The sequence below is a fragment of the Streptacidiphilus anmyonensis genome, from assembly GCF_000787855.1.
Taxonomy (GTDB): Bacteria; Actinomycetota; Actinomycetes; order Streptomycetales; family Streptomycetaceae; genus Streptacidiphilus; species Streptacidiphilus anmyonensis.
Window position 1 is genome coordinate 68,689 of record NZ_BBPQ01000028.1, and the last position, 26,890, is coordinate 95,578.

The following is a 26,890-nucleotide window of genomic DNA, read 5'->3' on the forward strand; positions in this document are numbered from 1 at the left end:
ATGACCGTCGATCACATCGAGTTGTACGTCAGCGACATCCAGGCGAAGACGGCCTGGATGGTGGACCAGTACGGCCTCACCGTCGAGGCCGACAACGAGCACGAGGCGGCCGGGGCCGGCGTCCGCTCGGTGGCGCTCGGCAGCCGCGGCATCAGCGTGGTGCTGACCGAGGCCCTGGACGAGGAGCACCCGGCGGCGGTGTACGTCGCGCGGCACGGCGACGGTGTGGGGAGCATCGCCCTGCGGGTGCCCGACGCCACCGCCGCCTTCGACGAGGCCGTCCGCCGCGGGGCGCACCCCGTGGCGTCGCCCGTCGCCCGCGACGGCGTGGTGACCGCGGCGATCGGGGCGTTCGGCGACGTGACGCACCTGTTCGTGGAGCGCCGGGCCGGTGTCCCGAAGGGGACGCTTCCCGGCCTGCGCCCGGTCCCCCGGCGTGAGCCCGCTCAGGACATGGGGCTGACCGGCGTGGACCACTTCGCCGTCTGCCTGGAGGCCGGCACCCTCGACGCGACCCTCGACTACTACCGGAGGGTCCTCGGCTTCGAGATGATCTTCGCCGAGGACATCGTCGTAGGCGCCCAGGCGATGATCTCCAAGGTGGCGCAGAGCAGGTCCGGAGCGGTCACCTTCACCCTGATCGAGCCCGACCTGTCCCGCGAGCCCGGCCAGATCGACGAGTTCCTGAAGCGCCACGACGGCTCCGGCGTCCAGCACGTCGCCTGGAACACCGACGACATCGTGCGCTCGGTGCGCAACATGAGGTCGAGCGGCGTCGAGTTCCTCAACACCCCGAGCACCTACTACACGCTGCTGGCCGAGCGGCTGACGACGCGTTGGCACTCCGTCGAGGACCTGCGCAACCACGACATCCTGATCGACGAGGACCACGACGGGCAGCTGTTCCAGATCTTCACCAGGTCGGTGCACCCGCGTCGGACCCTCTTCATGGAGGTGATCGAGCGCGCCGGCGCGCGCACGTTCGGCTCGGCCAACATCAAGGCGCTCTACGAGGCGGTCGAGTTGCAGCGCGCCAACGAAGGGGCGTTCAGGTGAGCGTGAGCCCCGCCGACACCGGCCGTATCGAGGCCGGGGTCCGGCTCGCGGAACCGGCCCCGGTCTGCCTCGCCGACGTGGAACGGCTGGCCGTCTCCCAGGTCCCGGCCGACGTCCGGGACTTCGTCCAGGGCGGCAGCGGCGGCGAGCGCACCCTGGCCGCCAACCGGTCCGCGCTGGACGACGTGGCCGTCGTGCCCCGCGTGCTGCGCGGGGCCGGGGCCGGCGACACGCGGAGCCGACTGGTCGGCACCGCCTGCGCGATGCCCGTCGCGATCGCACCCATGGCCTACCACCGACTGCTGCACCCCGAGGGTGAGTTGGCGACAGCCGCCGCGGCGCTGGCCGCGCAGGTGCCGTTCACCGTCGGCATGCTCAGCAGCTGCTCCCTGGAGAGCATCGCCCAGGTGGGGGCGTCGATCTGGTTCCAGCTGTACTGGCTGAGCGACCGGAGACGGATGCTCGACCTGATCGGGCGCGCCGAACGCGCCGGCTGCCAGGCACTGGTGATCACCGTCGACGTGCCCGTGATGGGTCGCCGACTGCGCGACCTGCGCAACGAGTTCGTGCTTCCCTCCTGGGTGAGCGCCGTCAACCTGGAGGACGGCCCTTCCGCGGCGCACGGGCGGGTCGCCGGCGGATCGGCGGTCGCCGAACACACCAGGACGGTGTTCGACCCGGCGGTGACCTGGCAGGACCTGGAGTGGCTGCGGGAGCAGACCACGCTGCCGCTGATCGTGAAGGGCGTCCTCGACGGCGGGGACGCCGCACGGGCCGCCGCCTGCGGCGCCGACGCCGTGGTGGTCTCCAACCACGGGGGCCGGCAACTCGACGGCTCACCCGCCAGCGTGGCGGTGCTGCCGCAGGTGCGCGAAGCCGTGCCGGACGACTGCCAGGTGCTGCTGGACAGCGGCGTGCGCAGCGGGACCGACATCCTGCGGGCCCTCGCCCTGGGAGCGTCGGGGGTCATGGTGGGCCGGCCGCTGCTGTGGGGCCTGGCGCTCGGCGGCGCGGCGGGAGCCGGGCAGGTCCTGTCCCTGCTGCGAGCGGAGTTCGCCGACTGCCTGACGCTGGCCGGCTGCGCCGACCCCGGCGAGGCCGGCGAACTGCGCACCCTGCTGGGCCCGAAGGCCGTCCTGCGACAAGGACCACGTGGACGCGGAGGAGGCGGACATGACCACTGAGACCTCGGAGATCACTGAGACCTCGGAGACCACTGAGACCGGGCGGATCCCTGAGCGGCTGACGGCCGACCTCAGCACGGCCGACCTCAGCACGGCGGACCTGCACGAGGCGCTCGAGGCCCCGGCGCTGTCGTCGATGAACCTGCTGAACGAGATAGCGGGCCACTATCCGCAGGCCGTCCAGTTCGCGGCCGGCCGGCCCGGCGAGGAGTTCTTCGACCTCGAGGACGTCCACGCCTACCTGCGGGCCTTCACCGACCATCTCGCCCGCGACCGCGGCATGTCGCCCGCGGAGGTCCGGCGCACGCTCTACCAGTACGGCCGGACCAAGGGCATCGTGCACGAGCTGGTGGCACGGAACCTGGCGGTCGACGAGGGCATCGAGGCCGATCCCGAGTCCGTCGTGGTCACGGTGGGCTGCCAGGAGGCCATGTACCTGGTCCTGCGGGCGCTGCGGACCGGCCCCGAGGACGTGCTGCTCGCCGTGGCGCCGACCTATGTCGGCCTCACCGGCGCGGCCCGGCTGGTCGACATGCCGGTCCTGCCCGTCTCGGGCGGGGCCGACGGCGTGGACTTCGACGACCTCGTCGCGGTGGCGCGCCGCGCCCGGCGCGACGGGCTGCGGCCGAGGGCCTGCTACGTGATGCCCGACTTCGCCAACCCCTCCGGCCTGAGCCTGACCCACGCCATGCGGCGACGCCTGCTGGACGTCGCCCGCGAGGAGGGTCTGCTGCTCCTGGAGGACAACCCGTACGGCCTGTTCCACGGGGGCGAGGAGCGGACGCCGACCCTCAAGGCGCTCGACGAGCACCGCACCGTGGTCTACCTCGGGTCGTTCGCCAAGACGGCGCTGCCCGGCGCCCGGGTGGGCTATGTGGTGGCCGACCAGCGGGTGGCCGATGCCGCCGGCCGGATCGGCCTGCTGGCCGACCAGCTCTCGAAGATCAAGAGCATGCTGACGGTGAACACCTCGCCCATCGCCCAGGCGGTGGTGGGCGGCAAGCTCATCGCGCACGGATGCAGCCTGGTCGCCGCCAACGTCCGCGAACACCAGGCGTACAGCCGCAATCTCCGGCAGGTCCTCGACGGTCTGGCGGCCAGGTTCCCGGCGGGCGCCCCCGGGTCTGCCGGGGTGGAGTGGAACGCCCCGACCGGAGGGTTCTTCGTCGTCATGACGCTGCCGTTCCCGGTCGACGACGCCCTGCTGGAGCACTCGGCCAGGGAGTACGGCGTGCTGTGGACGCCCATGCGCCACTTCTACGACGGTCCCGGTGGCGAGAACCAACTGCGGCTGGCCGTGAGCACCGTGGCACCGGAGCAGATCGATCTCGGGCTGGACCGCCTCAAGGCCCTGATAACGGAGTGGAGCAAGTGATGGCTCTGGAGTCCATCCAGCAGCGCTTCGCCGCGCAGGCGAGGCTCGCGCCGGACACGGTCGCGGTCGCCTGCGGCGGGAACCGGCTGACCTTCGCGGAGCTGGACCGACGGGCGAACGGCCTGGCCCACCGGCTGCTGGAGCTGGGCGTGCGCCCCGAGGAGCCCGTGGCGGTCCTCATGGAGCGCTCGGTCGACCTGGCGGTGGCGATCCTGGGCGTGCTCAAGGCGGGCGGCGCCTACCTCCCGCTGCACAGCGGAAACCCGTCCGAACGCCACCGGCTGACGATGGGTGCGGCGGGCGTGCAGGTCCTGCTGGCCGACGAGGCCATGCTCGCGCGCGGGCTGCCGTCGCTCGACGGCCTCACCGTGCTGGACCCGGCCGCAGCGGCCGCGCCCGCCGACCCCGACCCCGGTGTTGCGTCGCTGGCGGACCAACTGGCCTACGTGATCTACACCTCGGGCTCCACCGGCACACCGAAGGGCGTCGCGGTGACGCACCGGGACGTGCTGGCCCTGGTCGACGACGGCCTGTGGGAGGGCGACGCGCACCAGCGGGTGCTGATGCTCGCCCCGTACGCCTTCGACGTGTCGACCTACGAGCTGTGGGTGCCGCTGCTGCGCGGCGGACAGCTGGTGATGGCCCCGCCCGACATCGACGTCGACACCCTGCGGGGCCTGATCCGGCAGGAGGGCATCACCGGCCTGCAGCTCACCGCCGGCCTCTTCCGCGTCGTCGCGGACGAGGCGCCGGACTGCTTCGCTGGCGTCCGCGAGGTGATGACGGGCGGGGACGTGGTCTCCCCGACGGCGGTCGGGCGGGTCCTCGACGCGTGCCCCGGCATCGTCGTGCGGGCCATGTACGGGCCCACCGAGACGACCCTGTTCGCCACGCACCACCCGATGACCGCGCGCCCCGGCGGCGACGTGCCGCTCGGCCGCGCGCTCGACGGCATGCGGGTGCACGTCCTCGACGACGAGCTGCGACCGGCCCCACAGGGCGAGGCCGGGGAGCTGTACATCGCGGGCGCCGGTGTCGCGCGGGGCTACCTCGGCCGCGCCGACCTGACCGCCGAGCGGTTCGTCGCCGACCCCTTCGGCCGGCCCGGAACCCGCATGTACCGCACCGGCGATCTGGGCCGGCGCAACGAGCAGGGGGACCTGGAGTTCCTCGGCCGGGTCGGGAACCAGGTGAAGATCAGGGGCTTCCGGGTGGAGCTCGGCGAGGTCGAGACGGCCCTGGCCGCCGTGGCGCCGGACGTCCAGGCGGTGGTCGTGGCGCGCGGGGACGAGGCCGACGACAGGCGCCTGGTCGCCTACCTGGTGCCGGAGGAGGGCACGCCCGCGCCCGACCAGGAGACGATCCTGCGACGGCTCGCGGAGACGCTGCCCGCCTACATGGTGCCGTCCGCCTTCGTCGTGCTGGCCGGCCTTCCGCTGACGCCCAACGGCAAGGTCGACTACCGGGCTCTGCCGGAGCCGCAGCGCGCCGAGCCCGACCCCGGCGCGGACGTCGCACCCCGCGATCCGCGCGAGGAGGTCATCTGCCGGCTGTTCGCCCAGGCCCTCGCCGTGCCGACGGTCGGCGTGCACACCGACTTCTTCGAGGGCGGCGGCACCTCGCTGGGCGCGACGAAGCTGGTCGGCCGGATCAGGGCCGAGCTCGGCGTCCGGCTGACCATGCGCGACCTGCTCAAGCTGCGCACCCCGGCCGGTCTGGCGGAGGCGGTGCACAAGGCCGCGGACGCGGCCGGCTCGGACAGCGCCGCCGGCCCCAACGGCGCGCGCGAGCCCGGTGCGCAGGAGTCCGGCGCGCGCAAGCCCGGCGGCGCGCACGGCGACGCGGACGGCGCGGACGACGTCCTGACGCCGGTGCTCGCCCTCCGGGCCACCGGCGCGGGCACGCCCGTCTTCTGCGTCCACCCCGGCGGCGGCATGGCCTGGTGCTACTCGGCACTGCTGCGCCATCTGCCCAAGGACGTCCCGGTGTACGGGCTCCAGGCGCGCGGCCTGGCGGGCACCGAGCCCGTCGCGCGGACCATGGAGGAGATGGTCGGGGACTACCTCGACCAGATCCGCCGCATCCAGCCGACCGGCCCCTACCGGCTGATCGGCTGGTCGTTCGGCGGCAACGTCGCCCAGTCCGTGGCGGCCCGGCTGAGCGAGGAGGGCGGGCGCGTCGAGCTGCTCGCCGTCCTCGACTCGCACCACGGCGGAGCCAGGACGGCTCCCCGGTCGCCGTCCCCGCGCGAGGTGCAGCACCTGGCCTTCGACGGTCTCGACGCCTTCCACGCGGAGCCCGGCGACGGGCCGCTGAGCGCGGCGCGGGTCCAGGAGATCCTCCAGGAGCACGGCAGCCCGCTGGCCGGCGTCGGCCCCTCGGTGATCGAGGCGATCACCGCCGTCACCGCCAACAACATCCGGGTCAGCGACGCGGCGCGCCCGGCCCGCTTCGACGGCGACCTGCTCTTCTTCGAGGCGACCGACCAGGCGGGGGAGCCGACCGGGCTCGCCGAGGTGTGGCGGCCGTACATCGGCGGGGCCATCGAGCGCCATGTCGTCGGCGTCGGGCACCTGCGTCTGATGACGCCCGCCGCGCTGGACGTCGTCGGCCCGATCCTCGCCCGCCGACTCGACCCCACCGCCTGACCCGACGCCCCGACGCCGGCCAACCGCCGTGCGGCCCGAGCCCCTTGAGAGAACGATCACCATGTCGTCACGTACGGTCGCCGAAGACCTCGGCCATGTGAACCTCACCGACCCGGCCACCTTCGTCCAGCCCGCGATGGAGGACGTCTGGAGGCGCCTGCGCGAGGAGCACCCCGTCTACCTCCACCCGGCGACCGAGACCACGCCGGAGTTCTGGGTGCTGACCCGCTACGAGGACGTCCTCTCGGTCTACAAGAACCCCGAGCGGTTCGCCTCGCGGCGCGGCAACATGCTCACCTCGCTGATGAACGGAGGCGACCCGGCGGGCGGCAAGCTGCTGGCGGTGATGGACGCTCCGCGTCACACCGCGCTGCGCACCACGCTGCTGAAGTCCTTCTCCCCGCGCGCCCTCCAGCACGTCGTGGACAAGGTGCGGGTGCGGGCCGACGAGCGCGTCGCGGCGGCGGTCGCCGCCGGGACGTGCGACTTCGCGACCGAGGTCGCCGAGCACATCCCGATGGGGACGATCTGCGACCTGCTGGGCGTGCCGGCGTCCGACCGGGCGGAACTGCTGCGCCTGAGCAAGCAGGCCCTGAGCTCGGACGACGCCGAGCAGTCCGACGAGGACGTCTGGCTGGCCCGCAACGAGATCCTGCTCTACTTCGCCGAACTCGCCGAGCTGCGCCGGTCGGCGCCGCAGGACGACCTGGTCAGCACGCTGGCCACGGCCCAGGTCGACGGCGCGCCGCTGACCGAGGAGGAGCTGGTCCTCAACTGCTACGGGCTGATCCTGGCCGGGGACGAGACCAGCCGGCTGGCGGCGACCGCCGCGGTCTGGCACTTCAGCCAGAACCCCGACCAGTGGCAGGCGCTCAGGAGCGGCACGGTGGCACTGCCGGCCGCCGTGGAGGAGATCCTGCGCTGGACGACCCCGGCGATGCACCTCGGTCGCACCGCGACCGCCGAGGTCGAGATCGGCGGCCGCACCATCGCCGCGGGGGACACCGTCACGGCCTGGAACGTCTCCGCCAACCGCGACGAGACGGTCTTCGCCGACCCCTATGTCTTCGATCCGGCCCGCACCCCGAACCGGCACCTGACGTTCGGTTACGGACCGCACTTCTGCCTGGGCGCCTACCTGGGCCGGGCCGAGATCTCCGCCGTGATCGACGCCCTGCTGCGGACCGTGGACACGATCGAGGCACTGGGCGAGCCCGAGCCGGTGTACTCGACGTTCCTGCGCGGGTACAGCGGCCTGACGGTGCGTCTGCGGCCGAGCGGTGGAGCGTCGTAGGCCGACGCTCCACCCGCGGCAGGCTCAGTGACCGCCGTCGAAGACGCAGCCGACCCCGCTGCCCGTGCCCACGCTGACCACGCCCACGGCCGGGTCGGCGCTGGCCCGTACGAAGCCTCCGCCGTACCCGTCGTCGTCGGCGCTGCGCTCGCCCAGGTAAAGGCCCCAGTTGAGGAACAGGTCCTGCAGCCCGCCGGCGCCGTCGGGGAACGGCTCGGCGGCGGGACGCACGCGGTGCTGGAGCACGAACGGGCCGTTCATGGCCGCGGTGACGCGCTGCTCCCACTGCGCCGGGTCGGCCTCCCAGCCGGGGGTGATCCCGTGGCCGCCGTGCAGCAGGGTCGGCTTCAGGATCAGCTCCTGCTGGTGGGCCAGGGCGTGGGCCAGCATGTCGACGCCGGCGCCGCCGCGGTCCGTGGTGTGCGGGCGCACATAGCGCGTCCAGGGCAGGATCCGGTCGATGCACGCCTGTTCGGCGGCGTCGAACAGGTCGCGGTGCCGGTCGTCCGAGAGCATCGCCAAGGTGCCCTTGTTGCCGTACAGTTCGGCGTCCAGTCGGCTGAACAGGCCGACCTTGCCCTGCTCGACGGCGAGCAGCAGCGGCTCCACCTGGGCCGCCGCGACGGGGTCGGCGAGGTCCTCGGGCAGGAAGTACCGGAAGACGACGTCGACGGCCCGGCCGGAGACCGTGGGACGGCCGTCGGGGTAGGTGAACTCGCTGATGTCGCAGGCGATCCCGTCGACCCCGTAGTCGGCCAGCTTGGCGGCGAACACCCCCATCCGGGCGGCGATCTCGGCGAAGTTCGGCACGGTGTCCACCACGGCGACGACGGGGGGCCGGTCGGCGGGGATGTTCGCGGCGCACTCGGCGAGCATGGTCCGCACCATGAGGCCCAGCGTGTCCCGGTAGCGGAGCCCGTGGCGCCGTACGAACTCCTCCAGCGGCGGATAGGCCAGCATCGCCCGGTTGATGTCGGCGTTCTCGAATCCGCCGAGCGCGCTGGTGAGGTTGAACTCCAGCAGTTGGAACCCCGTGCCGTCGTGGTAGAGATCGGCCCGCCCGAGCGGGAGCAGGGTCCCGGTCCGGGCGCTGCGCGTGATCAGCGCCGACTGCAGCGGGTCCAGGCCGACCGCCGTCGCCAGCTCGGTGATGCTTCCGCCGAACAGCCGCTCCGGCAGTGAGCGCAGCAGGTCGTAGACCGTGTGGAGGTCCTCGACGACGGCCCGGCGCTCGGTCTCGCCGAGGAAGGCCGGGCCGTTCAGGAACCGGTCCTGGTACGCCAGGGTGAGGGTGGCCGACTCCCGGGCGGCCGCCGTGGGGTGCTGTTCGCCCGGCGACGCGGGCCGGGTGAGCTGCTCGGCGTACGTGTGGCCCAGCCTCGATCTGGACGGCTTGGGCAGGGTCGTGGTCGTCATGGCGTGTCCTGGTTCGCTAGTGATCGAAGGACCGGACCGTCGGCCGACTGTCCGGTCAGACCGCTTCCGCGGAGAGCAGGGCCTGCTCGGCGCTCTGCTGGGCGCGGGTGATCCACTGGCGGCGTGCGCCCATGAGGAGGGCCACCGCGACGAGCGCCATGACGACCGCGCCGGCGCCGAACACGGCGCGGGTGCCGACCGCGGCGGCCACGAAGCCGCCGGTCGCCGCACCGATGGGCAGTCCGCCCCAGGCGACGAGCCGGTACACGCTGTTCGCCCGCCCGAGCAGGTGCTGCGGCACCAGGGTCTGCCGCAGGACGACCACGACGATGTTCCACGTCACCGTCCCGCACGCGAAGACCATGAGGGCCGCACCGGCCGCGTAGGCCGAGGGGACGGCGGCCAGCACCGTCTCGCTCACGGTGATCAGGACGGCGGTGGCCACCAGCGCCGCCTCCCGGCCGAGACGCGCGGTCAGGGCGGGGGCGAACCGTGAGGCCGTGACGGCTCCCAGGGCCTGGCAGGCGAGCAGCACGCCGTACCCGAACGCGCCCAGATGGAGCACCTTCCCGCTGTACACCACGAGCACGGCGAGCATCGCGTTCCCGGCCAGGTTGATGACGCAGGACACCACGGCGAGGCTGCGCAGCAGATGGTGCGAGAACAGCCATGTGGCGCCGGCCATCATCTCCGACATCACGCCGCCGCGGTCCGGTCCGTGCTCGATCGGCCGGGTGCGGCGGATGCGGCTGACCAGGACGGCGGAGCACAGGAAGGTGGCCGCGTCCATGCCGAAGGGCAGGGCGGCCGCCACCGAGAAGACCAGCGCGCCGATGAGCGGGCCGACGAAGCCGGTGCCCGCCTCCTGCGCGCCCATGATGCGGGCGTTGGCGATGGAGAGCCCGTCCTTCGGGGCGATGAACGGGACGAGCACCTGGGCGGCGTTGCGGTTGAGCACCTCGCCGACGCCGAGCAGGAACATGCACCCGTAGAGCAGCGGCAACCCGCCCCAGCCGCCGATGATCCCCACCGCGAGCACCGCCTGCACGACGGCCCGGGTGAAGTCGACCCGCACCATCATCTTCCGGATGTCGAGGCGGTCGCCCAGCAGCCCCGCGGGGATGCCGAACAGGATGAACGGCGCGGTGAAGGCGACCGAGGCCGCGCCGATCAGGCGGGGGTCGTCGGTCAGCCGGGAGGCCAGCAGGGGGCTGGCGGCGATCGTGGCCCCGTCGCCGAGCGAGGAGATGGCGGCGGACCACCACAGCCGGGAGAAGTCACCGCCCAGGCGCAGCTGTTGCGAGCCGGCCCGTTCCGCTGTCGAGGCGGTCATGAGGCCGCGTGGCAGCGCAGCGAGCAGTCCACTGGTTGTCCCCCCGAGAAGCCGCAAGATCGTTGACGCTCCATCAGTCCGGCGTCGCCCGCCGGGCTCGCACGGCTGAGGAGCACGCGGATTTCGACAATAGTCGGCGTCAGCGGCGGCGTCGAGGAAAAGATCGGGTCCGCCGGGTGAACGGCCGGACGCCCGCGAAGAAGATCAAATCCCTTGCCCTGGAGGAGGGGTGCGCGCTGCGGACTTCTGATATGTTCGCCGCCGTCGGGCGCTTTCGGTGGCAGCCAGCGTGCATGCGTGGGAGGGCATGCCGACGGCCAGGCTTTCACACACGGCGTCAGAACCCTTGGCTCGTAACCGCACCCGGTCGACCCGGTGCGCCGACGATCGGCCGAGCGGTCTTCCTTGGTCCTCCACACACCCGACCACATCGACTCCGTCATGCCGCGCCCCGCGGCGGACGTCGTCGACGCGCGTCCGGGGTCGAGGACGTCCCGGTGAGTCACCTGAGTGTTGCAGTCAGGGCTGCCACGGAGCAGCCGTGCACATCGAAAGATGAGGACAACGTTCAATGGGAACCTGCGAACCGGATGCGGTGAGGCCTACCAACGCCACTCGCCGTTGCCTCCAGAGTCAACAGCGGACCTGCCACCTCGGGTCCCACAGAGGCATACGTTGAGCCCCGCGGCGGGGCTGACGAGCGCCCGTCCGAAGGTCGCCGATCCGGTGACCGTCGCCGTCATCGGGACCGGGGCGATCGGCCGGGACCTGGTGAGCAAGATCGACCGGTCCCCGGCGCTGGACTGTCGGCTGGTGGCCGGGCGCAATCCGGCCTCCGCAGGCCTGCGGTACGCCGAGAGCCTCGGCTACGCCACCACCGCGGACGGAATCGAGGCCCTGCTGACGGCCCCGCGCCCCTTCGACGTCGTCTTCGACGCCACCAGCGCCGCGTCCCACCGGGACCACTGGCCGCTGCTCGAACCGCTCGGGACGCTGGTGATCGACCTGACGCCCAGCAAGGTCGGACAGATGGTGGCGCCCACCGTGACCGGGGTGTCTCCGGCCACCGGACGCAACGTCAATCTGATCAGCTGCGGCGGTCAGGCGTCCGTCCCGGTCGTGCACGCACTCGCCGCCCACTTCCCGGTGTCCTACTTCGAGGTCGTCTCGACGGTGGCCAGTGACGTCGCGGGCCGTGCGACCAGGCTGAACCTCGACGAGTACGTGGCGACCACCGCGAACGCCGTGACGACGTTCTCCGGCGTGACCGACGTCAAGGCGATCCTCAACATCAGCCCCGCCGTGCCTCCGGCGACCTTCCGCACCGCCGTCCACGCCCGGATGGCGGACGCCGACCCGGTGGCGGTGCGCGCGGTGGCCGAACGGGCCGCCGAGCAGGTGCGGTCGTTCGCTCCCGGGTACGAGGTCGTCGCCTGCACCGCGACCGGCGACCTGGTGACCATCACCCTGGAGGTCATGGCGCACAGCGACGTCCTGCCGCCCTACGCCGGGAACCTCGACATCATCAACTCCGCCGCCGTCATGGTCGCCGAGCAGTACGCGACCCGACCGGACCGGGCACTGCGGGCGGGGGTGGCCTCGTGAGGCAGCTGGTGATCCACGACCCGACGCTGCGGGACGGCCAGCACGCGGTCCGCCACCGCCTCGGGCTCGCCGAGCTGCGCCGCTACGCCGAGGCGGCGGACGCCGCACGGATCCCGGTGGTGGAGGTCGGCCACGGCAACGGTCTGGGAGCCTCCTCGCTCCAGGTCGGGCAGGCGGCGGTGGGCGACGAGGAGATGCTCGCGACCGTCCGGGAGGCGCTGCGCCACAGCCGGATGGGCGTGTTCATGCTGCCCGGCTGGGGCACCTCGGACGACCTGCGCCGGGCCATGGCCCACGGGGTCGACGTCTTCCGCGTCGGGGTGCACGCCACCGAGGCGTCGCTGGCCGAGCGCCACCTGGGCGTCCTGCGGGACGCCGGCGCCGAGGCCCACTGCGTCCTGATGATGAGTCATATGGCCGCCCCCGAGGAGCTGGCCGAGCAGGCCGTGCGGGCCGTCGGGTACGGGGCGCAGGCCGTGGGGATCATGGACTCCGCGGGCCACTTCCTGCCCGCGGACGTCACCGCACGCATCGGCGCGATCGTCGAGGCGGTCGACGCCGTCCCGGTGATCTTCCACGGGCACAACAACCTCGGGATGGCCGTGGCCAACTCGGTGGCCGCGGCCGACGCCGGCGCCCTGATCATCGACGGCTGCGCCCGCGGCTTCGGCGCCGGGGCGGGCAACACCCAGCTCGAGGTCCTGGTCCCGGTGCTGGAACGGAGCGGGTACGCCACCGGCATCGACCTGTACGCGCTGCTCGACGCCGCCGACCTCGCCGAGCGCGAACTCATGCCCGCGCCGCCGGTGACCGCCTCGATGAGCATCGTCAGCGGCCTCGCGGGAGTGTTCTCCGGATTCAAGCACCGGGTCGTCGAACTCTCGGCGGCCGCCGGTGTGGACCCGCGCGACGTCTTCTTCGAGCTCGGGCGACGGCAGGCCATCGCCGGCCAGGAGGACCTGATCGTGGACGTGGTGGCGGAGCTGAGCAGCCGCAGGACCGACGGCTGACGACGGTATGTGACCCGGCTTCAGAGAAGAGGACAGACGACATGGCAGTATCGGAAGCCCTGCCCGAGTCGAACGGGACAGCGGGCGTCGAAGTAGCCCGCATGTCGTTCGAGGAATTCATGGCCGTCGGTCCGCAGGGGCTGTACGCGGCCGACCAGCCCGTGGTGATCAAGCTGCCGAGCAGCGTGCAGGGGCTCGGCCGGGACGAAGTAGCGGCGCGCCTGGCCGAGTTGACCGTCACCCTGTTCACCGAGCCCGGCGACAAGAACCACCCGGGACGCTGGGAGACACGGGACATCAAGCTCCGCGAGTTCTTCGCCGACGAGCGCCACCTCACCAGCACGGACACCTGGCACCGGGTGGTGTCCAACATCCGCAGCAGCCCGGCCGACGTCAACGCCGTCATCGGCTTCGACGCCGAGAAGCTCTTCGGCTACGGCAACGCCCTGTACGCCGCCAACCTGTGGATCAGCCACCGGGGCGTCTTCACCAAGAGCCACTTCGACGAGTTCGAGAACTTCAACGTCGCCCTCGAGGGCCGCAAGCGGTTCATCATCGCCCCGCCGGGCGTGCGGGACTACTACCCGCGGTCGGTGCTGCGGGGCTTCGGCGACAAGTCGCAGGTGGTCGACCTCGGCGACGTGGACCTCAGGCGCTACCCGAGGCTGGCGGCCCGGCTCGCGCAGCGCCGGGACTTCGTCCTCGAACCCGGCCACATGCTGTACCTGCCGCTCGGCTGGTGGCACCAGGCCGAGTCGCTGGACGACATGAACATCAACGTCAACTTCTGGCTCAAGTCCAAGAAGATCCTCCGCAGGCCGCACGTGCTCGGCGTCGCGCTGTACACGTTCGCCTACCGGAGGCTCAAGGGTGTCTACAGCTACCAGCCCACCGAGGTGAACTCCTGATGAGCGAGCGCAAGACCATCACTCCCACGCACCGGTACCGCAACAACGACAAGCTCGTCGGGATCGGCAACGCCTTCTGGGACACGTCCTACGACAACGGGGTCGCCGGAGTCGTCGGCGACCTCAAGGACGGCGTGTTCCGGATGGCCGACGGGCACGAGTTCGTCAACTTCACGGTCTGCTCCTACCTGGACCTGGACACCCACCCCAAGGTCATCGACGGTGCGGTCGAGTCGCTGCGCCGCTTCGGCATGCTGGACCACTGCATCCCGCGCACCCGCGTCCAGACGCCGGTCGTGCTGGAGCTGGAGGAGTCGCTCGGCGAGCTGTTCGGCGCCATGGTCATCAACGCGGTCTCCACCGCGGCGGCCTCCACCGGCCTGCTGCCGCTGATCGCGTCGGGGCACCTCGGCAACGGCACCCGGCCGCTGATGGTCTTCGACAAGAACGCCCACGTCTCCATGGGCAACGCCAAGCCGAACTGCGCGGACGAGACCGAGGTGGTGACCAGCCGTCACCACGACCTCGAATTCCTCGAGGACATGTGCCGCACCTACGAGCGCGTCTGCTACGTGGTCGACGGCTCCGACAGCCTCGGTGGGTACGCGCCCGTGGTCGAGCTGGCCGAACTCCAGGAGAAGTACAACCTCCTGGTCTTCTACGACGACTCCCACTCGCTGTCCGCCTACGGCGAGCGCGGCATCGGCTACGTGCGCACGCACTCGCCGGTGCTGGACGAGCGGACCATCACCGTGGCGACCCTGACCAAGGGGTTCGGGGCCGGCGGCACGGCGATCCTGCTCGACGGCTACTCCCAGGAGACCCGTCGGCTCATCGAGCGCTTCGCCGGCCCCCTCGGGTACTCGCAGAAGATGAACGCTGCCGCGGTCGGTGCGGCGATGGCCTCGGCCGAGATCCACCGCACCGAGGAACTGACCCAGCTCCAGGGGCGCCTGCGGGCCAACATCGCGCTGTTCGACTCGCTCGTCGCGACCGAGCAGGCCGAGAGCACGTTCCCGATCCGCGTCGTGCCGATGACCGACGAGACGGTCGTCGAGGCCGCCAAGCAGGTCTTCGCGGCTGGGTTCTACACCTCGCCGGTCTTCTTCCCGATCGTCGCGCGCGGCACCGCGGGGCTCCGCGTGATGCTGCGGGCCGGCCAGACCGAGGACCAGATCAGGCGCCTCGCCGCCGCACTGGTCAAGGCCGGCGCGCGTCCGGGGGCCGCCGCGCAGGCAGCGCCGGCCGGGTCGGTGGCCGAGTGACCGGTGTGGCCCGGGCCGTACCGCGCAGCATCCTGTACACCCCGGCCCTGTCGCTGGAACGGGTGGTGAAGTCCTGGTCGTACGACGCGGACGTCCACCTGATCGACCTCGAGGACTCCGTGCCGCCGGCCGACAAGCCGGCCGCCCGCACGGTCTGCCGGGCCGCGCTGGAGAAGGCGCCGCGCCCGGCGAACGTCGCCGTGCGCATGAACGAACTCGGCAGCCTCGCCGCCGTGCAGGACGTGCTGATGCTGGCCGACAGCCCGGTCAGGCCCGGCATCGTCCTGATGACGATGGTGACCTCGGCGGACGAGGTCGAGCTGCTGCGCCGGATGCTGGCGTCGGCGGGCGCGCGTCCGGAGGTGTACGTGACCGTGGAGACCGTCGAGGCGGTCGACCGCATCGACGAGGTCGCGCGCTGTGCCGACGGCCTGGTGTTCGGCTCCGCCGATCTGGCCGCCACACTGGGGGTCGACATCACCTGGGAGGCCATGCAGGCCGCCCGCCAGGCGATGGCGATGGCCTGCGCCCGGTTCGGCACGGCGTGCATCGACACGGCCAACTACCGGCTCGCCGAACCCGACGTCCTCGCCGAGGAGACCAACCGGGTGCGGGCGCTGGGCTTCCACGGCAAGGCGACGGTGCACCCGCGCGAACTCGAGGTCATCAACCGCCTCCTGCGGCCCCGGTCCGACGAACTGGCGCTGGCGCGCCGGGTGGCGGAGGCCGTGGCCGCGGCCAACGGCGGGATCGCCGTCCTGGACGGCAACATGGTCGGCCCGCCGTTCGCCCGCCTGGCACGCGACACGGTCGCCCGCGAGGACGCCTGGACGAGCCGCTTCGGCCGGGAGGACGGCACCGACGCCGACGCCGCCGACACTGACGCCGGAGACGGTGCGGAAGTCGCGGGAGGCACCGCCGACGGCGGCGAAGGCGGCACGTCATGACCGCCGCACCGGTGATGGTCGGCGCGGCCGACATGTCCGGGGTCCTGCCGATGAGGCGCGTGATCGACGTGCTCGGCGACATGTTCACGGACCTCGCCGCCGGCCTGACCAACTCCCCGGCCCGCACCGTCGTCGAGCACGGTGACCGGCGCGTCCTGCTGGCCAGCCCCGCCGTCTGGGAGCAGCGCGGGGTGGGCAGCGTCAAGGTCACCACGCTCACCCCGGACAACCCCGCGCGCGGGCTGCCCCTGATCCACGGGATCGTCGCGCTCACCGACCTGGAGACCGGGCGGATCACCGCCCTGCTGGACGGCGCCGAGCTCACCGCTGTCCGCACCGGCGCGGTCGCCGCCCTGGCGACCCGCTGGTGCACGGCCGACGACGCCGACGACCTGACCGTGATCGGCGCGGGCGTGCAGGCGCGCGCCCTGATCAGGGCGGTCTCGGCGGTACGCCCGATCCGCTCCGTCCGGATCCACTCGCGCACGCGCGCCGGCGCCGAGCGGCTCGCGGACTGGATCCGGGACACCGCCCCGCGTCCCGTCCGCGCCACGGTCTGCGACACCGCGCGCGAGGCCGTCACCGACGCGATGATCATCTGTACCGCCACCTCCACCGATGACGCCACGCCCGTGGTGGAGCGGGACTGGGTGGCCGCCGGGGCGCATGTGAACGTGATCGGCGGCACCCACTCCGACGCGGTCGAGCTCGACCCGGCCCTCCTGGCCGACGCCGTGACCGTCGTCGAGGAACGCGCCGCGGCCCTGGACGGCGCGGGGGAGATCCGCGCGGCCCTGGCCGGCGGCCTGATCAAGGCCGAGGACCTGTACGAGCTGGGCAGGCTGGTGAGCGGCGAGGTCGCCGTCGCCGGCCGGACCTCGGTCCTGCGGACGGTCGGCATGGCCATCGAGGACACCGCCGCCGCGGTGGCGCTGTTCGAGCAGTGCGGCGCGGCCGGGCCGGGACCGGTCGAGCCGTCCGCCGTTCCGACGACATCCGCCGTTCCACCGACAAGCAAGGGAGTGCCGGATGGACACGCTTGAGCACCTCGGTGCGGGAACCGGGCACCCGTGGTTCGGGGAGCACCGGATCCGGCCCGCCGCGTCCGCGGACACCATCCGGCAGATGCTGCGGCACGAGCTGCGGGACACCGGCTGGCCGTACCAGCCGGTCCTTCCGGCGGCGCCGATGGCGATCCCGCGCGCGACCTACGCCGAGATCTTCCGCGTGAGCGTCGCGCTGATCGAGCTGCTGCGCCGCACCGCCCTGGAGACCGGGCGCACCACCGCCGACCGGCTGGCCGCCTACGGCATGCCCGCCGAGGAGGACCGGCTGTGGATGGACGACACGTTCATCGAGGAGCAGTACGCCGACAGCGTGGTCCGTCCGGACCTGGTGATCGGCCCGGACGGGCCGCAGTTCCTGGAGTTCAACGTCAGCGGCGCGCTCGGCGGCGTGGTGGAGACGCAGAGCCGGCTGGCGGTGTGGAACAGGCTCCACGCCGACGAGGAGGGCCGCACCCCGTACCGGTCGCCGAGCCCGCTCGCCGTCCGCGCCGAGATGTTCCGCTCGCTGAGCGCGGAGCTGGCGCTGGCGCCGCGGGTGGCCGTCGTCGGCAGCTCCCGGGTGATCGGCGTGCAGCCGCGGTACTTCGAGATGGAGGCCGACTACTACAACGCCCACGGCCTGACCGCCCGCTTCTTCGAGCCGGAGGAACTGCACCAGGCGTGGGACTGCCCGCCGCACCTGCGCTACCCGGTCGGGCTGCGCAACTTCACCATTCCGGACTGGCTGGAGGTGGGTCTCGACACGACGCCCGTCCAGCACGCCCTGGACCACGGCTGCGTCCTGGTGGGCACGCAGACCTCGACCTTCATGCACAGCAAGCTCACCATGGGCCTGCTGTCGGAGGGGCGGCCGTGGATGACGGAGGGCGAGCGCAGGCTCGTCGAGCGGTACCTGCCGTGGACGCGGATCCTGTCGGAGCGCAAGACCGACCGTCGGGGTGAGCAGGTCGACCTGGTCCCGTTCGTGCTGGCGAACCGGGAGCTGCTGGTGCTCAAGGCGGGCCTGGGGGAGTGCGGGAAGCAGGTCGTCCTCGGCCGCGAGGTCGACCAGGCCGCCTGGGAGTCCGCCGTCGGCGAGGCCGTCGGCGCCGACGTGCGTGACGGAGTCCGTGACGGCTTCGGCAGCAGCATCGTGCAGGAGTTCGTGCAGCCGCAGACCTGCCGGGTCGCGCTGATCGCCGACGGCTCCGACGAACCCCACGACGTCGATGTCGCCCCGGTGCTGGGACCGCTGGTGTTCGGCCGACGTCCGGCCGGGTTGTTCTGCCGCTTCTTCGGCGACGGGACGGCCGGGATCGTCAGCGTCCGCGGACGGACGAGCAGCTCCGACAACGTGATGGTGGCGATATGACCCTGCGTCATGTCGGCGACAACGAGTACGTCGAGGAACACGGCGGGGACTACGAGGACTTCGAGCCGGGCATGGTGATCCGGCACTGGCCGGGCCGCACCCTCTCCGAGGCCGACAACACCTGGCTCACCCTGCTGACGATGAACCAGCACCCCCTCCACTTCGACCAGCACTACGGTGCCGGCGCGGAGTACGGCAAGGTGCTGGTGAACAGCGGCATCACGCTGTGCCTGATCGGCGGGATGACCGTGCAGGCGCTGTCCGCGCGGGCGGTGGCCAATCTGGGGTGGGACAGGGTCCGGCTGAAGGAGCCCGTCTTCGTCGGCGACACCCTCTACGCGACGAGCCGGATCCTCGGCAAGCGGCTGTCCCGGTCCCGACCCGGGCAGGGGATCATCACGGTGGAGACGACGGGCACGAAGTCCACGGGTGAGGACGTCATCGTCTTCGAGCGGTCGTTCCTGGTGCGCTGTCGCAACCAAGCCACCGCAGAGCAGTCCTGACCTGTTATCAGGCTCCCGTACGCCAGTACAATATGACAGGATATTCTTCATGACCAGCGAGAATCAGCCCAAGGCCGGCCACCGCGAGACTCCCGTCAGCACCGAGTTCCGCGACTTCATGGCCTCCGGATGGGCGGCCGACGACCGGCCGCCCACGCCCCGCGCCGAGGCGGCCGATCCCGCCGCCCGCCGACGGGAGGCCCTGTCCCAGCGGTTCCCCGGCGAGCGGCTCGTCATCCCCGGCGGCGGTCTGAAGGTGCGCAGCAACGACACCGACTACACCTTCCGGCCGCACACCGCCTTCGCCCACCTGTCCGGCCTCGCCTCGCAGGCCGAGCCCGACAGCGTCCTCGTCCTGCACCCCGGCATCGAGGGCGGCCACGAGGCCGTCCTGTACGTCCGCCCGCCGGCCCCGCGCGACACCGAGGAGTTCTACACCGACTCCCGGTACGGGGAGTTCTGGGTCGGCTACCGCCCGACCCTCGCCGACCTGGAGTCCGAGCTCGGCCTCAGCGCCCGTCACATCGACACGCTGGAGGACGACTTGGCCAAGGACGAGGCCGCCGCCCGGCTGCGCGTGGTCCGTTCGGCCGACGCGAAGGTCGCGGAGCTCGTCGACGCCACCCGCACCCAGGCGGGCACGTCCCTGACGGCCGAGCAGCAGGAGGAGGCCGACGGCGAGTTGGCCCACGCGCTGTCGGCGATGCGCCTCGTCAAGGACGCGTGGGAGGTCGGCGAGATGCGCAAGGCGATCGCCGCCACCCACAAGGGGTTCGAGGCGATCATCTCCACCCTGCCGGAGGCGGTCAGCAAGGGCCGCGGCGAGCGGTGGGTCGAGGGCGTCTTCGGCCTCTACGCCCGGCACGAGGGCAACGGCGTCGGATACGAGTCGATCTGTGCGTCCGGCGACCACGCCAACACCATCCACTGGATCAAGAACACCGGCGAGGTCCGCGAGGGCGACCTGATCCTGGTCGACGCCGGGATCGAGATCGACTCCCTGTTCACCGCCGACATCACCCGCACCCTTCCGGTGAGCGGCCGCTTCACGAACATCCAGCGCAAGATCTACGACGCGGTCCACGCGGCCCAGCAGGCCGGCATGGAGGCGGTGAAGCCCGGCAACAAGTTCAGCGACATCCACGCCGCGGCGAACAAGGTCATCGCCGAGTACCTGCACGCCTGGGGCCTGCTGCCGGAGGGGGTCACCCTGGAGCAGACCCTCGACCCGGAGCACGGCGGCTGGCACCGCCGCTGGATGGTCCACGGGACCAGCCACCACCTCGGCATGGACGTGCACGACTGCCAGCTGCTGCTGCGCAAGGACTACATGGACGGCGAACTGAAGCCGGGCATGGTCCTCACGGTCGAGCCGGGCCTGTACTTCAAGGCCGACGACCTCCTCGCGCCGGAGGAGTACCGCGGCATCGGCGTGCGCATCGAGGACGACGTGCTGGTCACCGAGGACGGCTACGAGAACCTGTCCGCGGCGATGCCACGCAGCTCCCACGACGTGGAGGCGTGGATCGCCCGGGTGTCGGGCTCCGCGGAATCCCGCTGACGACGACGTCCGCACGGCGTGACGGCCGTGCCCCTGCTGACGAACCGGCAGCGGCACGGCCCGCTTACCCCCAACTCTTCTGAAGGAATGCTCGCCTCGCCGCCCTCCGCGAGAACGGGCCGGTGGCGTCCAGGTGTTGGGCTTGCCGCGGTACCGTGGCTCGACCTGGCCCACGCGGTGGCCGGCGAGGACGTCAGCCCATCGCGCTACGCTCCCGGACCATGTCCGACACCGCGCACTCCTTCACCTGCCCCTGCTGCCAGGGCGAGCACACCGGACCCTCGCTGTCCTACGGCGCGGAAGCCCCGGACCTGTGGCATCCGGACTTCGCCACCGACCCGGCCAGCATGCTCACGGACGACCTGTGTGCCATCAAGGGCCAGGCCTTCTTCATCCACGGCCTGATCGAGATACCCGTCCGCGATACCGGCGAGACCTTCTCCTGGGGCGTGTGGGCCTCCCTGAGCCCGCAGAGCTGGGCGCGTACGCTCGAGCACTGGGAGGACCCGAACCGGGAGGACGAGCCGCCGTACTTCGGCTGGCTCTCCACCGAACTGCCGCTGTACGGCACCACCACGGTCAACCTCAAGACCCATGTGCACACCCGCACGCTCGGCCGTCGCCCGTTCATCGAACTGGAGCCCACCGACCACCCCCTGGCGGTCGAACAGCGTGACGGCATCACCGCAGCACGCGTCGCAGAAATCGCCGACCTGCTCCTCGGTGCGCCCGGCGGTCGGTGAGGATCGGAGCGGCCACCCCGCCCGGGCAGGACTACGGCTTGCGGGCGGTGGTCTCGACCAACCCGGTGGTGCTGTACGTCGGTTCGTCGATGAGCACCATCAACGGGCCGAACGTGCAGGACGGCAAGGAGTTCCTGGCGTTCGACGGCGCGGGCAGGCAGACCGCGCGCATCCCCGCCGACAGTCCATCCCCGCGGCCGCACGCAGCCTCACATCCGGGATCTGAGCACGTCGACCTCGCAGCCCGGCGCGAAGGCGTCGAAGCCGTGCTCGATCAGCCAGCGGACCGCCAGCAGGCTCCGCAGCGACCACCAGGCGTGGATCACGTCGAGGTCGACGTCGGTGCCGTAGCCGGCGAGGACGTCGCCGAGGTGCTCCTCGTGTCCGAGCGTGAAGGTGGCCAGGTCGTACAGGGCGTCACCCTGGCCCGCCTCGGACCAGTCGATGATGCCGGTGACCTCGCCGTCGTCGACGAAGACGTGCGCGATCTGCAGGTCGCCGTGTGTGAACGCCGGCGTCCACGGCCGGAGCGCGGCCTCGGCGACCTGGCGGTTGCGGCGGACCAGGTCGGCGGGCAGGACGCCGTTGGTCACGAGCAACCCGCACTCGTCGTCGAGTTCCGCCGCCAGCGCGCTGATGCTCCGCCCGGCCCGGCCCGGCCGGGGCGGCAGTGGCGCGTCGTGCAGCTTCCGGATGGCGGTACCCGCCGCGGCCCACGCCGCCGGCGACCCGGTCGACGGCCCGCCGAGGCGCCCGAGCGTCGCCCCCGGGAGCGCGGCGACCGCGAGCACGGACGGCTTGCGCCAAAGGATCTCCGGGGTCGGGACCGGCGCGAGGGCCATCGCCTCGACCTCGACGTCGAGGCGCGCCTGATCGGCGTCCACCTTCAGGAACACGTCACCGACGCGCAGGGTCGCGCGCTCGGAGTGGGCGACCACGACTTCGACCTCGTCCATGGGCGACCAGTATCGCGGGGGGTGACCGCCGACGTCGCCGGGTTTGTCGCGCGTGGAGCGGACTCGCACGCCGCCACCGACCCCGTCACCCTCCGCCCGTCGTGCACCCACGACTCGGGGCAGGTCACCACGCCTCGGACGACAGCCGATCGGTAGCGCCCGCGCACGACGGAGCGACCGGGGCCCTGCGTGGGCCCCGGTCGCTCCGTCACTGCTTCGTCCGCCTTCGTCTCCGTTGGTTCAGCCGGTCCCGTCAGTCCGTGGCGATGGCCTTGAGGATGCTCATCCGACCGGCACGGAAGGCCGGGAAGAGCGCCGCCAACAGGCCCACCACTGCGGAGCCGAGGAAGACGACGCCGATCGTGGTCCACGGGATGCTGAGCACCCCCAGTCCCGACAGGGCCAGCAGCTTCTGGGCCGCGACGCCCCAGCCCATGCCGAGGCCCACGCCGAGCACCGCGCCGAACAGGGCGATGACGACCGACTCCAGCCGCACCATCCGGCGCAACTGGCGGCGGGAGAGCCCGATCGCGCGCATCAGGCCGATCTCGCGGGTGCGCTCGACGACCGAGAGGGCGAGGGTGTTCACCACACCGAGGACGGCGACCACGATGGCGAGCGCCAGCAGGGCGTAGATCATGTTGAGCAGCTGGTCGAGCTGCTGCTGGATCATGTTCTTGTAGTCGGTCTGGTCGCGGACCTTGATCTGCGGGTAGTCGGCGGTCGCGGCCTTGAGCGCGGCGGCCGCCTGGCTCTGCTGACCGGGGAGCGCAGCGGCGAACATCATGTCGTTCGCGGGGAACTTGTCGGCAGGCAGGTACTTCCTCGCGTCGGCGATGTTCATGTACATCGCGCCCCGGTCGAAGACCGTGTCGTCCGACGTGATCGCCTCCACCGTGAGCCGTGTCGCCCTGCCGCTGGTGAAGGCGACGTCGAGCCGGTCGCCGAGGGCGACCTTGTGGGACTTGGCCCACCCCGCGGGCACCGACATCGCGCCGGGCGCGTAGGCGTCGATCAGCCGTCCCTGCACGGTCTTGGCCTGGAGGTCGTCGGTGTAGGACGGCGTGGCCGCCGCGATCGTCGTCCTGTCCTTCGAGCCGTCGGGAGCGGTGACGGTCGCGGCGACGTCCGTGCGGTCGGTGACGTGGGCCAGGTGACCGGCCGCGTGGACGGCCCTCGCGGCGGCCGGGCTGATCGGGTTGCCGTTTCCGGCCTGGATGATGAAGTCGGCGCCGACGGACCGGTCCATCTGGGAGGTCGCCGAGGCGACCAGGGAGTCGCCGACCACCGACAGCCCCGCGACCAGCGCCAGACCGATCATCAGCGCGGCGGCGGTGGCCCCGGTGCGCCGCGGGTTGCGCAGCGCGTTGCGCTCGGCCAGACGGCCCACCGGCCCGAACCACCGCAGCGTGACCGCGCCCAGGATCCGCACGACGAGCCCGGCGAGCAGCGGGCCGACCACGACGAAGCCGACCAGGGTCAGCAGCACGCCGACCGCGAGCAGCCCGGAGCCGGCCGAGGCGGAGGAGGCGGTCGCGGCCAGGGCCAGCGCGGTCCCGCCCGCCGCCGTCAGCAGCACCCCGAGCGCCGCACGGACGCGACCCGCGCGGGCGTCGGCCGGGGTGCCCGCGTCGCGCATCGCCGCCATCGGGGAGATCGCCCCGGCCCGGCGGGCCGGCAGCATCGCGGACACCACGGTCACCACGACGCCCACGGCCAGGCCGATCAGCGGCGTCGCCGCCTTGACCGTCAGATCCGCGGTGCTCAGGTGCATCCCCAGCGCGCTCATGAGCCTGATCAGGCCGACGGCCAGGCCGATCCCCGCGCCGATCCCGGCGAGCGAGCCGACGACGCCGAGCAGCACCGCCTCGACCAGCACCGAGCGGTTCATCTGACGACGGCTCGCACCGATCGCCCGCATCAGCCCGATCTCCCGGGTGCGCTGAGCCACCAGCATGGAGAAGGTGTTGACGATCAGGAAGACGCCCACGAGGACCGCGATCCCGGCGAAGCCGAGCAGCACGGACTTCATCGGGCCCAGGAAGGAGCCGATGTCCTTCTGGTTCTGGGCCTGCATCTCGGCGGCCGTCTGCACCTGGTAGCCGTGACCGACGGCCGCGTCGACCCGGGCCTTGAGCTGGTCGTCGCTGACGCCGGGCGCGGCGTCCAGGGCGAAGTCGGTGTACGCGTTCCGCGAGCCCAGCAGCCCCTGCTGCGCGGTCGGGGTGTCGAGGTAGACGACGGCCGCGCCCGGGTTGGTGGTCTTGAAGGTGGCGATCCCGCTGATCGTCACCCTGAAGTCGCCGGAGCCCGCGATGACGCGGAGCGTGTCGCCGATGCCCAGGTGGTGCTTGGCCGCGGTGTCGGCGTCCAGGACCGCGTCGCCCGGTGCGAGCGGGGTGTGGCCGGAGGTGATGGCGACGGTCCTGGTCTGGGTCGGGTTCCAGTTCGCCACGATGGTCGGCGCGCCGGTGGTGGAGCCGATGTCCTGGTTGCGGCCGTCGGCGACGGTGGCCTGCTGGCTGCTGACCTCCGGCACGACGGCGGCCACGCCGGGCACCCGCGCGAGTCGGGCCTGCAGCGAGGCGGGCAGGGTGTCCGGCGTCCCGGTCTGCTGCGCGTTGTCCACCTTCGCGGGGCTGACGGTGACGTCGGAGGCGGAGGTGGCGACGAGCTTGTCGAAGGTCGCGTTCATCGTGTCGGTGAAGACCAGCGTCCCGCAGACGAACGCCACCGACAGCAGCACCGCGACCGCGGAGAGGGCCATCCGGCCCTTGTGCGCGAGGAAGTTGCGCAGGGAGGTCCGCAGCACGGTCATGACGTCCTGCCTCGCGAGTCGAAGGACTTCATCCGCTCCAGGACGGCGTCGGCCGTCGGGGCGTGCATCTCGTCGACGATGCGGCCGTCGGCGAGGTAGAGCACGCGGTCGGCGTAGGAGGCGGCCACCGGGTCGTGGGTCACCATGACGATGGTCTGCCCGAGCTCGTCGACCGACCGGCGCAGGAAGCCGAGGATCTCGGCCCCGGCGCGGGAGTCGAGGTTGCCGGTCGGCTCGTCCCCGAAGATGATCTCGGGCCGGGCGGCGAGGGCGCGGGCCACGGCGACACGCTGCTGCTGGCCCCCGGAGAGCTGCGCCGGGCGGTGCTTGAGCCTTCCGGCGAGTCCGACGGTCGTCACGACGCGGTCCAGCCACGCCCGGTCGGGCGTGCGGCCGGCGATGTCCATCGGCAGCGTGATGTTCTCCAGCGCGGTCAGCGTCGGGAGCAGGTTGAACGCCTGGAAGACGAAGCCGATGCTGTCACGGCGCAGCCGGGTCAGCCGCTTGTCCCTGAGCTTGGTGATCTCCGTCTCGCCGACCCAGATCCGGCCGCTGGAGGCGGTGTCGAGACCGGCCAGGCAGTGCATCAGCGTCGACTTGCCGGACCCGGAAGGGCCCATGATCGCGGTGAACTGCCCGCGGGGCATGTCGACGTCCACCGCGTCGAGCGCGACCACCCGGGTCTCGCCGCTGCCGTACGCCTTGGTGAGCCCGCGCGCGCGGGCCGCGACTGACGCGCGCGAGTCGCTGCCCTGGGCCGGGGGACTCGATACGGACGTGGTCACTGGGGGACTCCTGAGTGCTCGACTGGGTGCTCGACACGGGCTTGCGCCCTCGCATCCAGCCTGTTGGAGCGGAGTCCCCGGAACCATGGGGCGAGTCACCGGGCCGGGGGTGGGGCTATCCCTACGCCGCCCGCCCCGGCTGCCCGCAGGCCGATGCCCGCGCCAGTGCCCGCCGCCCGCGACGGAGTTGAGCCGATCGGCAGCGGGGCAGTCCTCAGGTGGTGGAGCCGGCGGCGGCGCCGGTGGCCAGATCCGCGCCCCAGCGGGCGATGTCGGCCTCCAGGTCCAGGGCCCGCATCTTCGCCGTGTCGTCGGCCGCCGGCCAGTCCTCGCGGGGCACCCGCCACATCACCTCGAACTCGTTGCCGTCCGGGTCCTTGGCGTAGAAGGACTTGGAGCGGTGGTGGTCGGTCGCACCGACCAGCGCCCCGCGCTCGCTGAGCGCCCGGCCGATCTCGGCGAGCTCGCCCAGCGTGCCGACCTCCCAGGCCAGGTGGTAGAGCCCGACCCGACCCGGCTGCGGGCCCGGCGCGCCCGCTCCGATCGCGAACAACCCGAGATCGTGGTCGTTCAGCGTCTCCTGCGCGCTGAGAAAGGCGGCCCGTCCGGGGATCTCGACGTCGACCTTGAAGCCGAGCACCTCGGTGTAGAACGCGACCGAGGTCGCGACGTCGCGGATATAGAGAACCGCGTGGTTGAGACGGCGTACCGGCACGGGGACTCTCCTTGCAAGCTCGACCCTGAACTGAACCCGCCCGACGATAGCCGCTGATTCGAATTTGAACAAACGACGCCGATCGCGTAGCAGTCCCGGGGGGTCCTGGCTCCGGGCCGGCACGCGGACGCGCCCGGGACCCGGGGGCGGGTCCGGCCGCACGTTGTGTCAGCTGGCGGTTCACGGATTCCAGCGGGAGCCACCGAGAGGAGCGTGCCGCCCCAGCCCCGCCGTGGCTGACGGGATCACCACGAGATGCAAGCCGGCTCTTGCCGCGCGGTGCGGTTCGGGGCCCGTGCGTCCTTCTCGAGCGGCCTGCCGCTCTGGAGCCGGCTGGGCCGGCATGGAAA

General features: G+C 72.1%; 22 protein-coding genes. 15 read left to right on the forward strand and 7 right to left on the reverse strand.

What is annotated here, in order from left to right:
* The 5 genes from hppD to TR50_RS23195 all read left to right on the forward strand — a co-directional run bounded on the left by hppD (position 1) and on the right by TR50_RS23195 (position 7,557).
* Positions 1–1,056: a 4-hydroxyphenylpyruvate dioxygenase gene (gene hppD / locus TR50_RS23175; RefSeq protein ID WP_236654551.1), complete on the forward strand. Its 1,056-nt coding sequence runs from the start codon at positions 1–3 to the stop codon at positions 1,054–1,056.
* On the forward strand, positions 1,053–2,240 hold the full coding sequence (locus TR50_RS23180; protein ID WP_063775129.1) for an alpha-hydroxy acid oxidase: 1,188 nt from the start codon (positions 1,053–1,055) through the stop codon (positions 2,238–2,240). Before hppD ends, TR50_RS23180 begins: the two co-directional genes overlap by 4 nt.
* Positions 2,230–3,615, forward strand: a complete 1,386-nt coding sequence (locus TR50_RS23185; protein ID WP_084700813.1) for an aminotransferase-like domain-containing protein — start codon at positions 2,230–2,232, stop codon at positions 3,613–3,615. The genes TR50_RS23180 and TR50_RS23185 overlap by 11 nt, the downstream gene beginning before the upstream one ends.
* A complete protein-coding gene (locus TR50_RS46915) occupies positions 3,615–6,263 on the forward strand; it encodes an amino acid adenylation domain-containing protein (RefSeq protein ID WP_063775130.1) in 2,649 nt (882 codons plus the stop codon). The genes TR50_RS23185 and TR50_RS46915 overlap by 1 nt, the downstream gene beginning before the upstream one ends.
* A 61-nt stretch (positions 6,264–6,324) precedes the next feature.
* The gene (locus TR50_RS23195) at positions 6,325–7,557 is read left to right on the forward strand and encodes a cytochrome P450 (protein ID WP_042425019.1); all 1,233 of its coding nucleotides are present in this window, start codon (positions 6,325–6,327) and stop codon (positions 7,555–7,557) included.
* A gap of 24 nt (positions 7,558–7,581) precedes the next feature.
* On the opposite strand, the gene TR50_RS23200 is transcribed toward TR50_RS23195, so the two are convergent.
* Positions 7,582–8,973 (reverse strand): hypothetical protein, encoded by a 1,392-nt coding sequence (locus TR50_RS23200; protein ID WP_042425022.1) that lies wholly within the window; start codon positions 8,971–8,973, stop codon positions 7,582–7,584.
* 55 nt (positions 8,974–9,028) lie between these two features.
* A complete protein-coding gene (locus TR50_RS23205; protein WP_042425025.1) occupies positions 9,029–10,306 on the reverse strand; it encodes an MFS transporter in 1,278 nt (425 codons plus the stop codon).
* A gap of 675 nt (positions 10,307–10,981) precedes the next feature.
* Here TR50_RS23205 and TR50_RS23210 point away from each other — a divergent pair.
* From TR50_RS23210 to TR50_RS23255, 10 genes are all read left to right on the forward strand, one after another.
* Entirely contained in the window at positions 10,982–11,911 is a 930-nt protein-coding gene (locus TR50_RS23210) for an acetaldehyde dehydrogenase (acetylating) (RefSeq protein ID WP_042425027.1), read from the forward strand.
* Complete coding sequence (gene dmpG, locus TR50_RS23215; RefSeq protein WP_042425030.1) at positions 11,908–12,921, forward strand: 4-hydroxy-2-oxovalerate aldolase; 1,014 nt, start codon at positions 11,908–11,910, stop codon at positions 12,919–12,921. The genes TR50_RS23210 and dmpG overlap by 4 nt, the downstream gene beginning before the upstream one ends.
* 41 nt (positions 12,922–12,962) lie before the next feature.
* Positions 12,963–13,829 carry a cupin-like domain-containing protein gene (locus TR50_RS23220; RefSeq protein ID WP_201776860.1) on the forward strand — a complete coding sequence of 289 codons (867 nt, stop codon included), beginning with the start codon at positions 12,963–12,965 and terminating at the stop codon, positions 13,827–13,829.
* Positions 13,829–15,094 (forward strand): 8-amino-7-oxononanoate synthase family protein, encoded by a 1,266-nt coding sequence (locus TR50_RS23225; RefSeq protein ID WP_042425037.1) that lies wholly within the window; start codon positions 13,829–13,831, stop codon positions 15,092–15,094. The genes TR50_RS23220 and TR50_RS23225 overlap by 1 nt, the downstream gene beginning before the upstream one ends.
* A complete protein-coding gene (locus tag TR50_RS23230) occupies positions 15,091–16,041 on the forward strand; it encodes an HpcH/HpaI aldolase/citrate lyase family protein (RefSeq protein WP_084700815.1) in 951 nt (316 codons plus the stop codon). The genes TR50_RS23225 and TR50_RS23230 overlap by 4 nt, the downstream gene beginning before the upstream one ends.
* Entirely contained in the window at positions 16,038–17,084 is a 1,047-nt protein-coding gene (locus tag TR50_RS23235) for an ornithine cyclodeaminase family protein (protein ID WP_042425041.1), read from the forward strand. The genes TR50_RS23230 and TR50_RS23235 overlap by 4 nt, the downstream gene beginning before the upstream one ends.
* The gene (locus TR50_RS23240; protein ID WP_042425044.1) at positions 17,071–18,459 is read left to right on the forward strand and encodes a hypothetical protein; all 1,389 of its coding nucleotides are present in this window, start codon (positions 17,071–17,073) and stop codon (positions 18,457–18,459) included. The genes TR50_RS23235 and TR50_RS23240 overlap by 14 nt, the downstream gene beginning before the upstream one ends.
* Positions 18,456–18,962 carry a MaoC family dehydratase gene (locus TR50_RS23245; RefSeq protein ID WP_042425047.1) on the forward strand — a complete coding sequence of 169 codons (507 nt, stop codon included), beginning with the start codon at positions 18,456–18,458 and terminating at the stop codon, positions 18,960–18,962. The genes TR50_RS23240 and TR50_RS23245 overlap by 4 nt, the downstream gene beginning before the upstream one ends.
* Before the next feature lie 49 nt (positions 18,963–19,011).
* Positions 19,012–20,523, forward strand: coding sequence for an aminopeptidase P family protein (locus TR50_RS23250; RefSeq protein ID WP_042425050.1), 1,512 nt, complete (start codon positions 19,012–19,014; stop codon positions 20,521–20,523).
* A gap of 221 nt (positions 20,524–20,744) precedes the next feature.
* On the forward strand, positions 20,745–21,266 hold the full coding sequence (locus TR50_RS23255) for a DUF2199 domain-containing protein (protein ID WP_084700817.1): 522 nt from the start codon (positions 20,745–20,747) through the stop codon (positions 21,264–21,266).
* Positions 21,267–21,297: 31 nt separating this feature from the next.
* On the opposite strand, the gene TR50_RS46920 is transcribed toward TR50_RS23255, so the two are convergent.
* The 5 genes from TR50_RS46920 to TR50_RS23275 all read right to left on the reverse strand — a co-directional run bounded on the left by TR50_RS46920 (position 21,298) and on the right by TR50_RS23275 (position 26,540).
* On the reverse strand, positions 21,298–21,438 hold the full coding sequence (locus TR50_RS46920) for a hypothetical protein (protein WP_160311166.1): 141 nt from the start codon (positions 21,436–21,438) through the stop codon (positions 21,298–21,300).
* Positions 21,439–21,475: 37 nt separating this feature from the next.
* Positions 21,476–22,222 (reverse strand): phosphotransferase family protein, encoded by a 747-nt coding sequence (locus tag TR50_RS23260; protein WP_042425053.1) that lies wholly within the window; start codon positions 22,220–22,222, stop codon positions 21,476–21,478.
* A 253-nt stretch (positions 22,223–22,475) separates the two neighbouring features.
* The gene (locus TR50_RS23265; RefSeq protein ID WP_042425056.1) at positions 22,476–25,040 is read right to left on the reverse strand and encodes an ABC transporter permease; all 2,565 of its coding nucleotides are present in this window, start codon (positions 25,038–25,040) and stop codon (positions 22,476–22,478) included.
* Entirely contained in the window at positions 25,037–25,825 is a 789-nt protein-coding gene (locus tag TR50_RS23270) for an ABC transporter ATP-binding protein (RefSeq protein WP_042425059.1), read from the reverse strand. Before TR50_RS23270 ends, TR50_RS23265 begins: the two co-directional genes overlap by 4 nt.
* 214 nt (positions 25,826–26,039) lie before the next feature.
* Positions 26,040–26,540 carry a VOC family protein gene (locus tag TR50_RS23275; protein WP_042425062.1) on the reverse strand — a complete coding sequence of 167 codons (501 nt, stop codon included), beginning with the start codon at positions 26,538–26,540 and terminating at the stop codon, positions 26,040–26,042.
* Between the last annotated feature and the right edge of the window lie 350 nt (positions 26,541–26,890).

What these genes read in the sequence shown, in the direction of transcription:
- hppD (WP_236654551.1), top strand. Translation starts at nt 1, where the DNA reads ATGACCGTCGATCACATCGAGTTGTACGTCAGCGACATCCAGGCGAAG.
- TR50_RS23185 (WP_084700813.1), top strand. Translation starts at nt 2,230, where the DNA reads ATGACCACTGAGACCTCGGAGATCACTGAGACCTCGGAGACCACTGAG.
- TR50_RS46915 (WP_063775130.1), top strand. Translation starts at nt 3,615, where the DNA reads ATGGCTCTGGAGTCCATCCAGCAGCGCTTCGCCGCGCAGGCGAGGCTC.
- TR50_RS23195 (WP_042425019.1), top strand. Translation starts at nt 6,325, where the DNA reads ATGTCGTCACGTACGGTCGCCGAAGACCTCGGCCATGTGAACCTCACC.
- TR50_RS23200 (WP_042425022.1), bottom strand. Translation starts at nt 8,973, where the DNA reads ATGACGACCACGACCCTGCCCAAGCCGTCCAGATCGAGGCTGGGCCAC.
- TR50_RS23205 (WP_042425025.1), bottom strand. Translation starts at nt 10,306, where the DNA reads ATGACCGCCTCGACAGCGGAACGGGCCGGCTCGCAACAGCTGCGCCTG.
- TR50_RS23220 (WP_201776860.1), top strand. Translation starts at nt 12,963, where the DNA reads ATGGCAGTATCGGAAGCCCTGCCCGAGTCGAACGGGACAGCGGGCGTC.
- TR50_RS23225 (WP_042425037.1), top strand. Translation starts at nt 13,829, where the DNA reads ATGAGCGAGCGCAAGACCATCACTCCCACGCACCGGTACCGCAACAAC.
- TR50_RS23235 (WP_042425041.1), top strand. Translation starts at nt 16,038, where the DNA reads ATGACCGCCGCACCGGTGATGGTCGGCGCGGCCGACATGTCCGGGGTC.
- TR50_RS23240 (WP_042425044.1), top strand. Translation starts at nt 17,071, where the DNA reads ATGGACACGCTTGAGCACCTCGGTGCGGGAACCGGGCACCCGTGGTTC.
- TR50_RS23245 (WP_042425047.1), top strand. Translation starts at nt 18,456, where the DNA reads ATGACCCTGCGTCATGTCGGCGACAACGAGTACGTCGAGGAACACGGC.
- TR50_RS23250 (WP_042425050.1), top strand. Translation starts at nt 19,012, where the DNA reads ATGACCAGCGAGAATCAGCCCAAGGCCGGCCACCGCGAGACTCCCGTC.
- TR50_RS23255 (WP_084700817.1), top strand. Translation starts at nt 20,745, where the DNA reads ATGTCCGACACCGCGCACTCCTTCACCTGCCCCTGCTGCCAGGGCGAG.
- TR50_RS46920 (WP_160311166.1), bottom strand. Translation starts at nt 21,438, where the DNA reads ATGCGCGCGGTCTGCCTGCCCGCGCCGTCGAACGCCAGGAACTCCTTG.
- TR50_RS23260 (WP_042425053.1), bottom strand. Translation starts at nt 22,222, where the DNA reads ATGGACGAGGTCGAAGTCGTGGTCGCCCACTCCGAGCGCGCGACCCTG.
- TR50_RS23265 (WP_042425056.1), bottom strand. Translation starts at nt 25,040, where the DNA reads ATGACCGTGCTGCGGACCTCCCTGCGCAACTTCCTCGCGCACAAGGGC.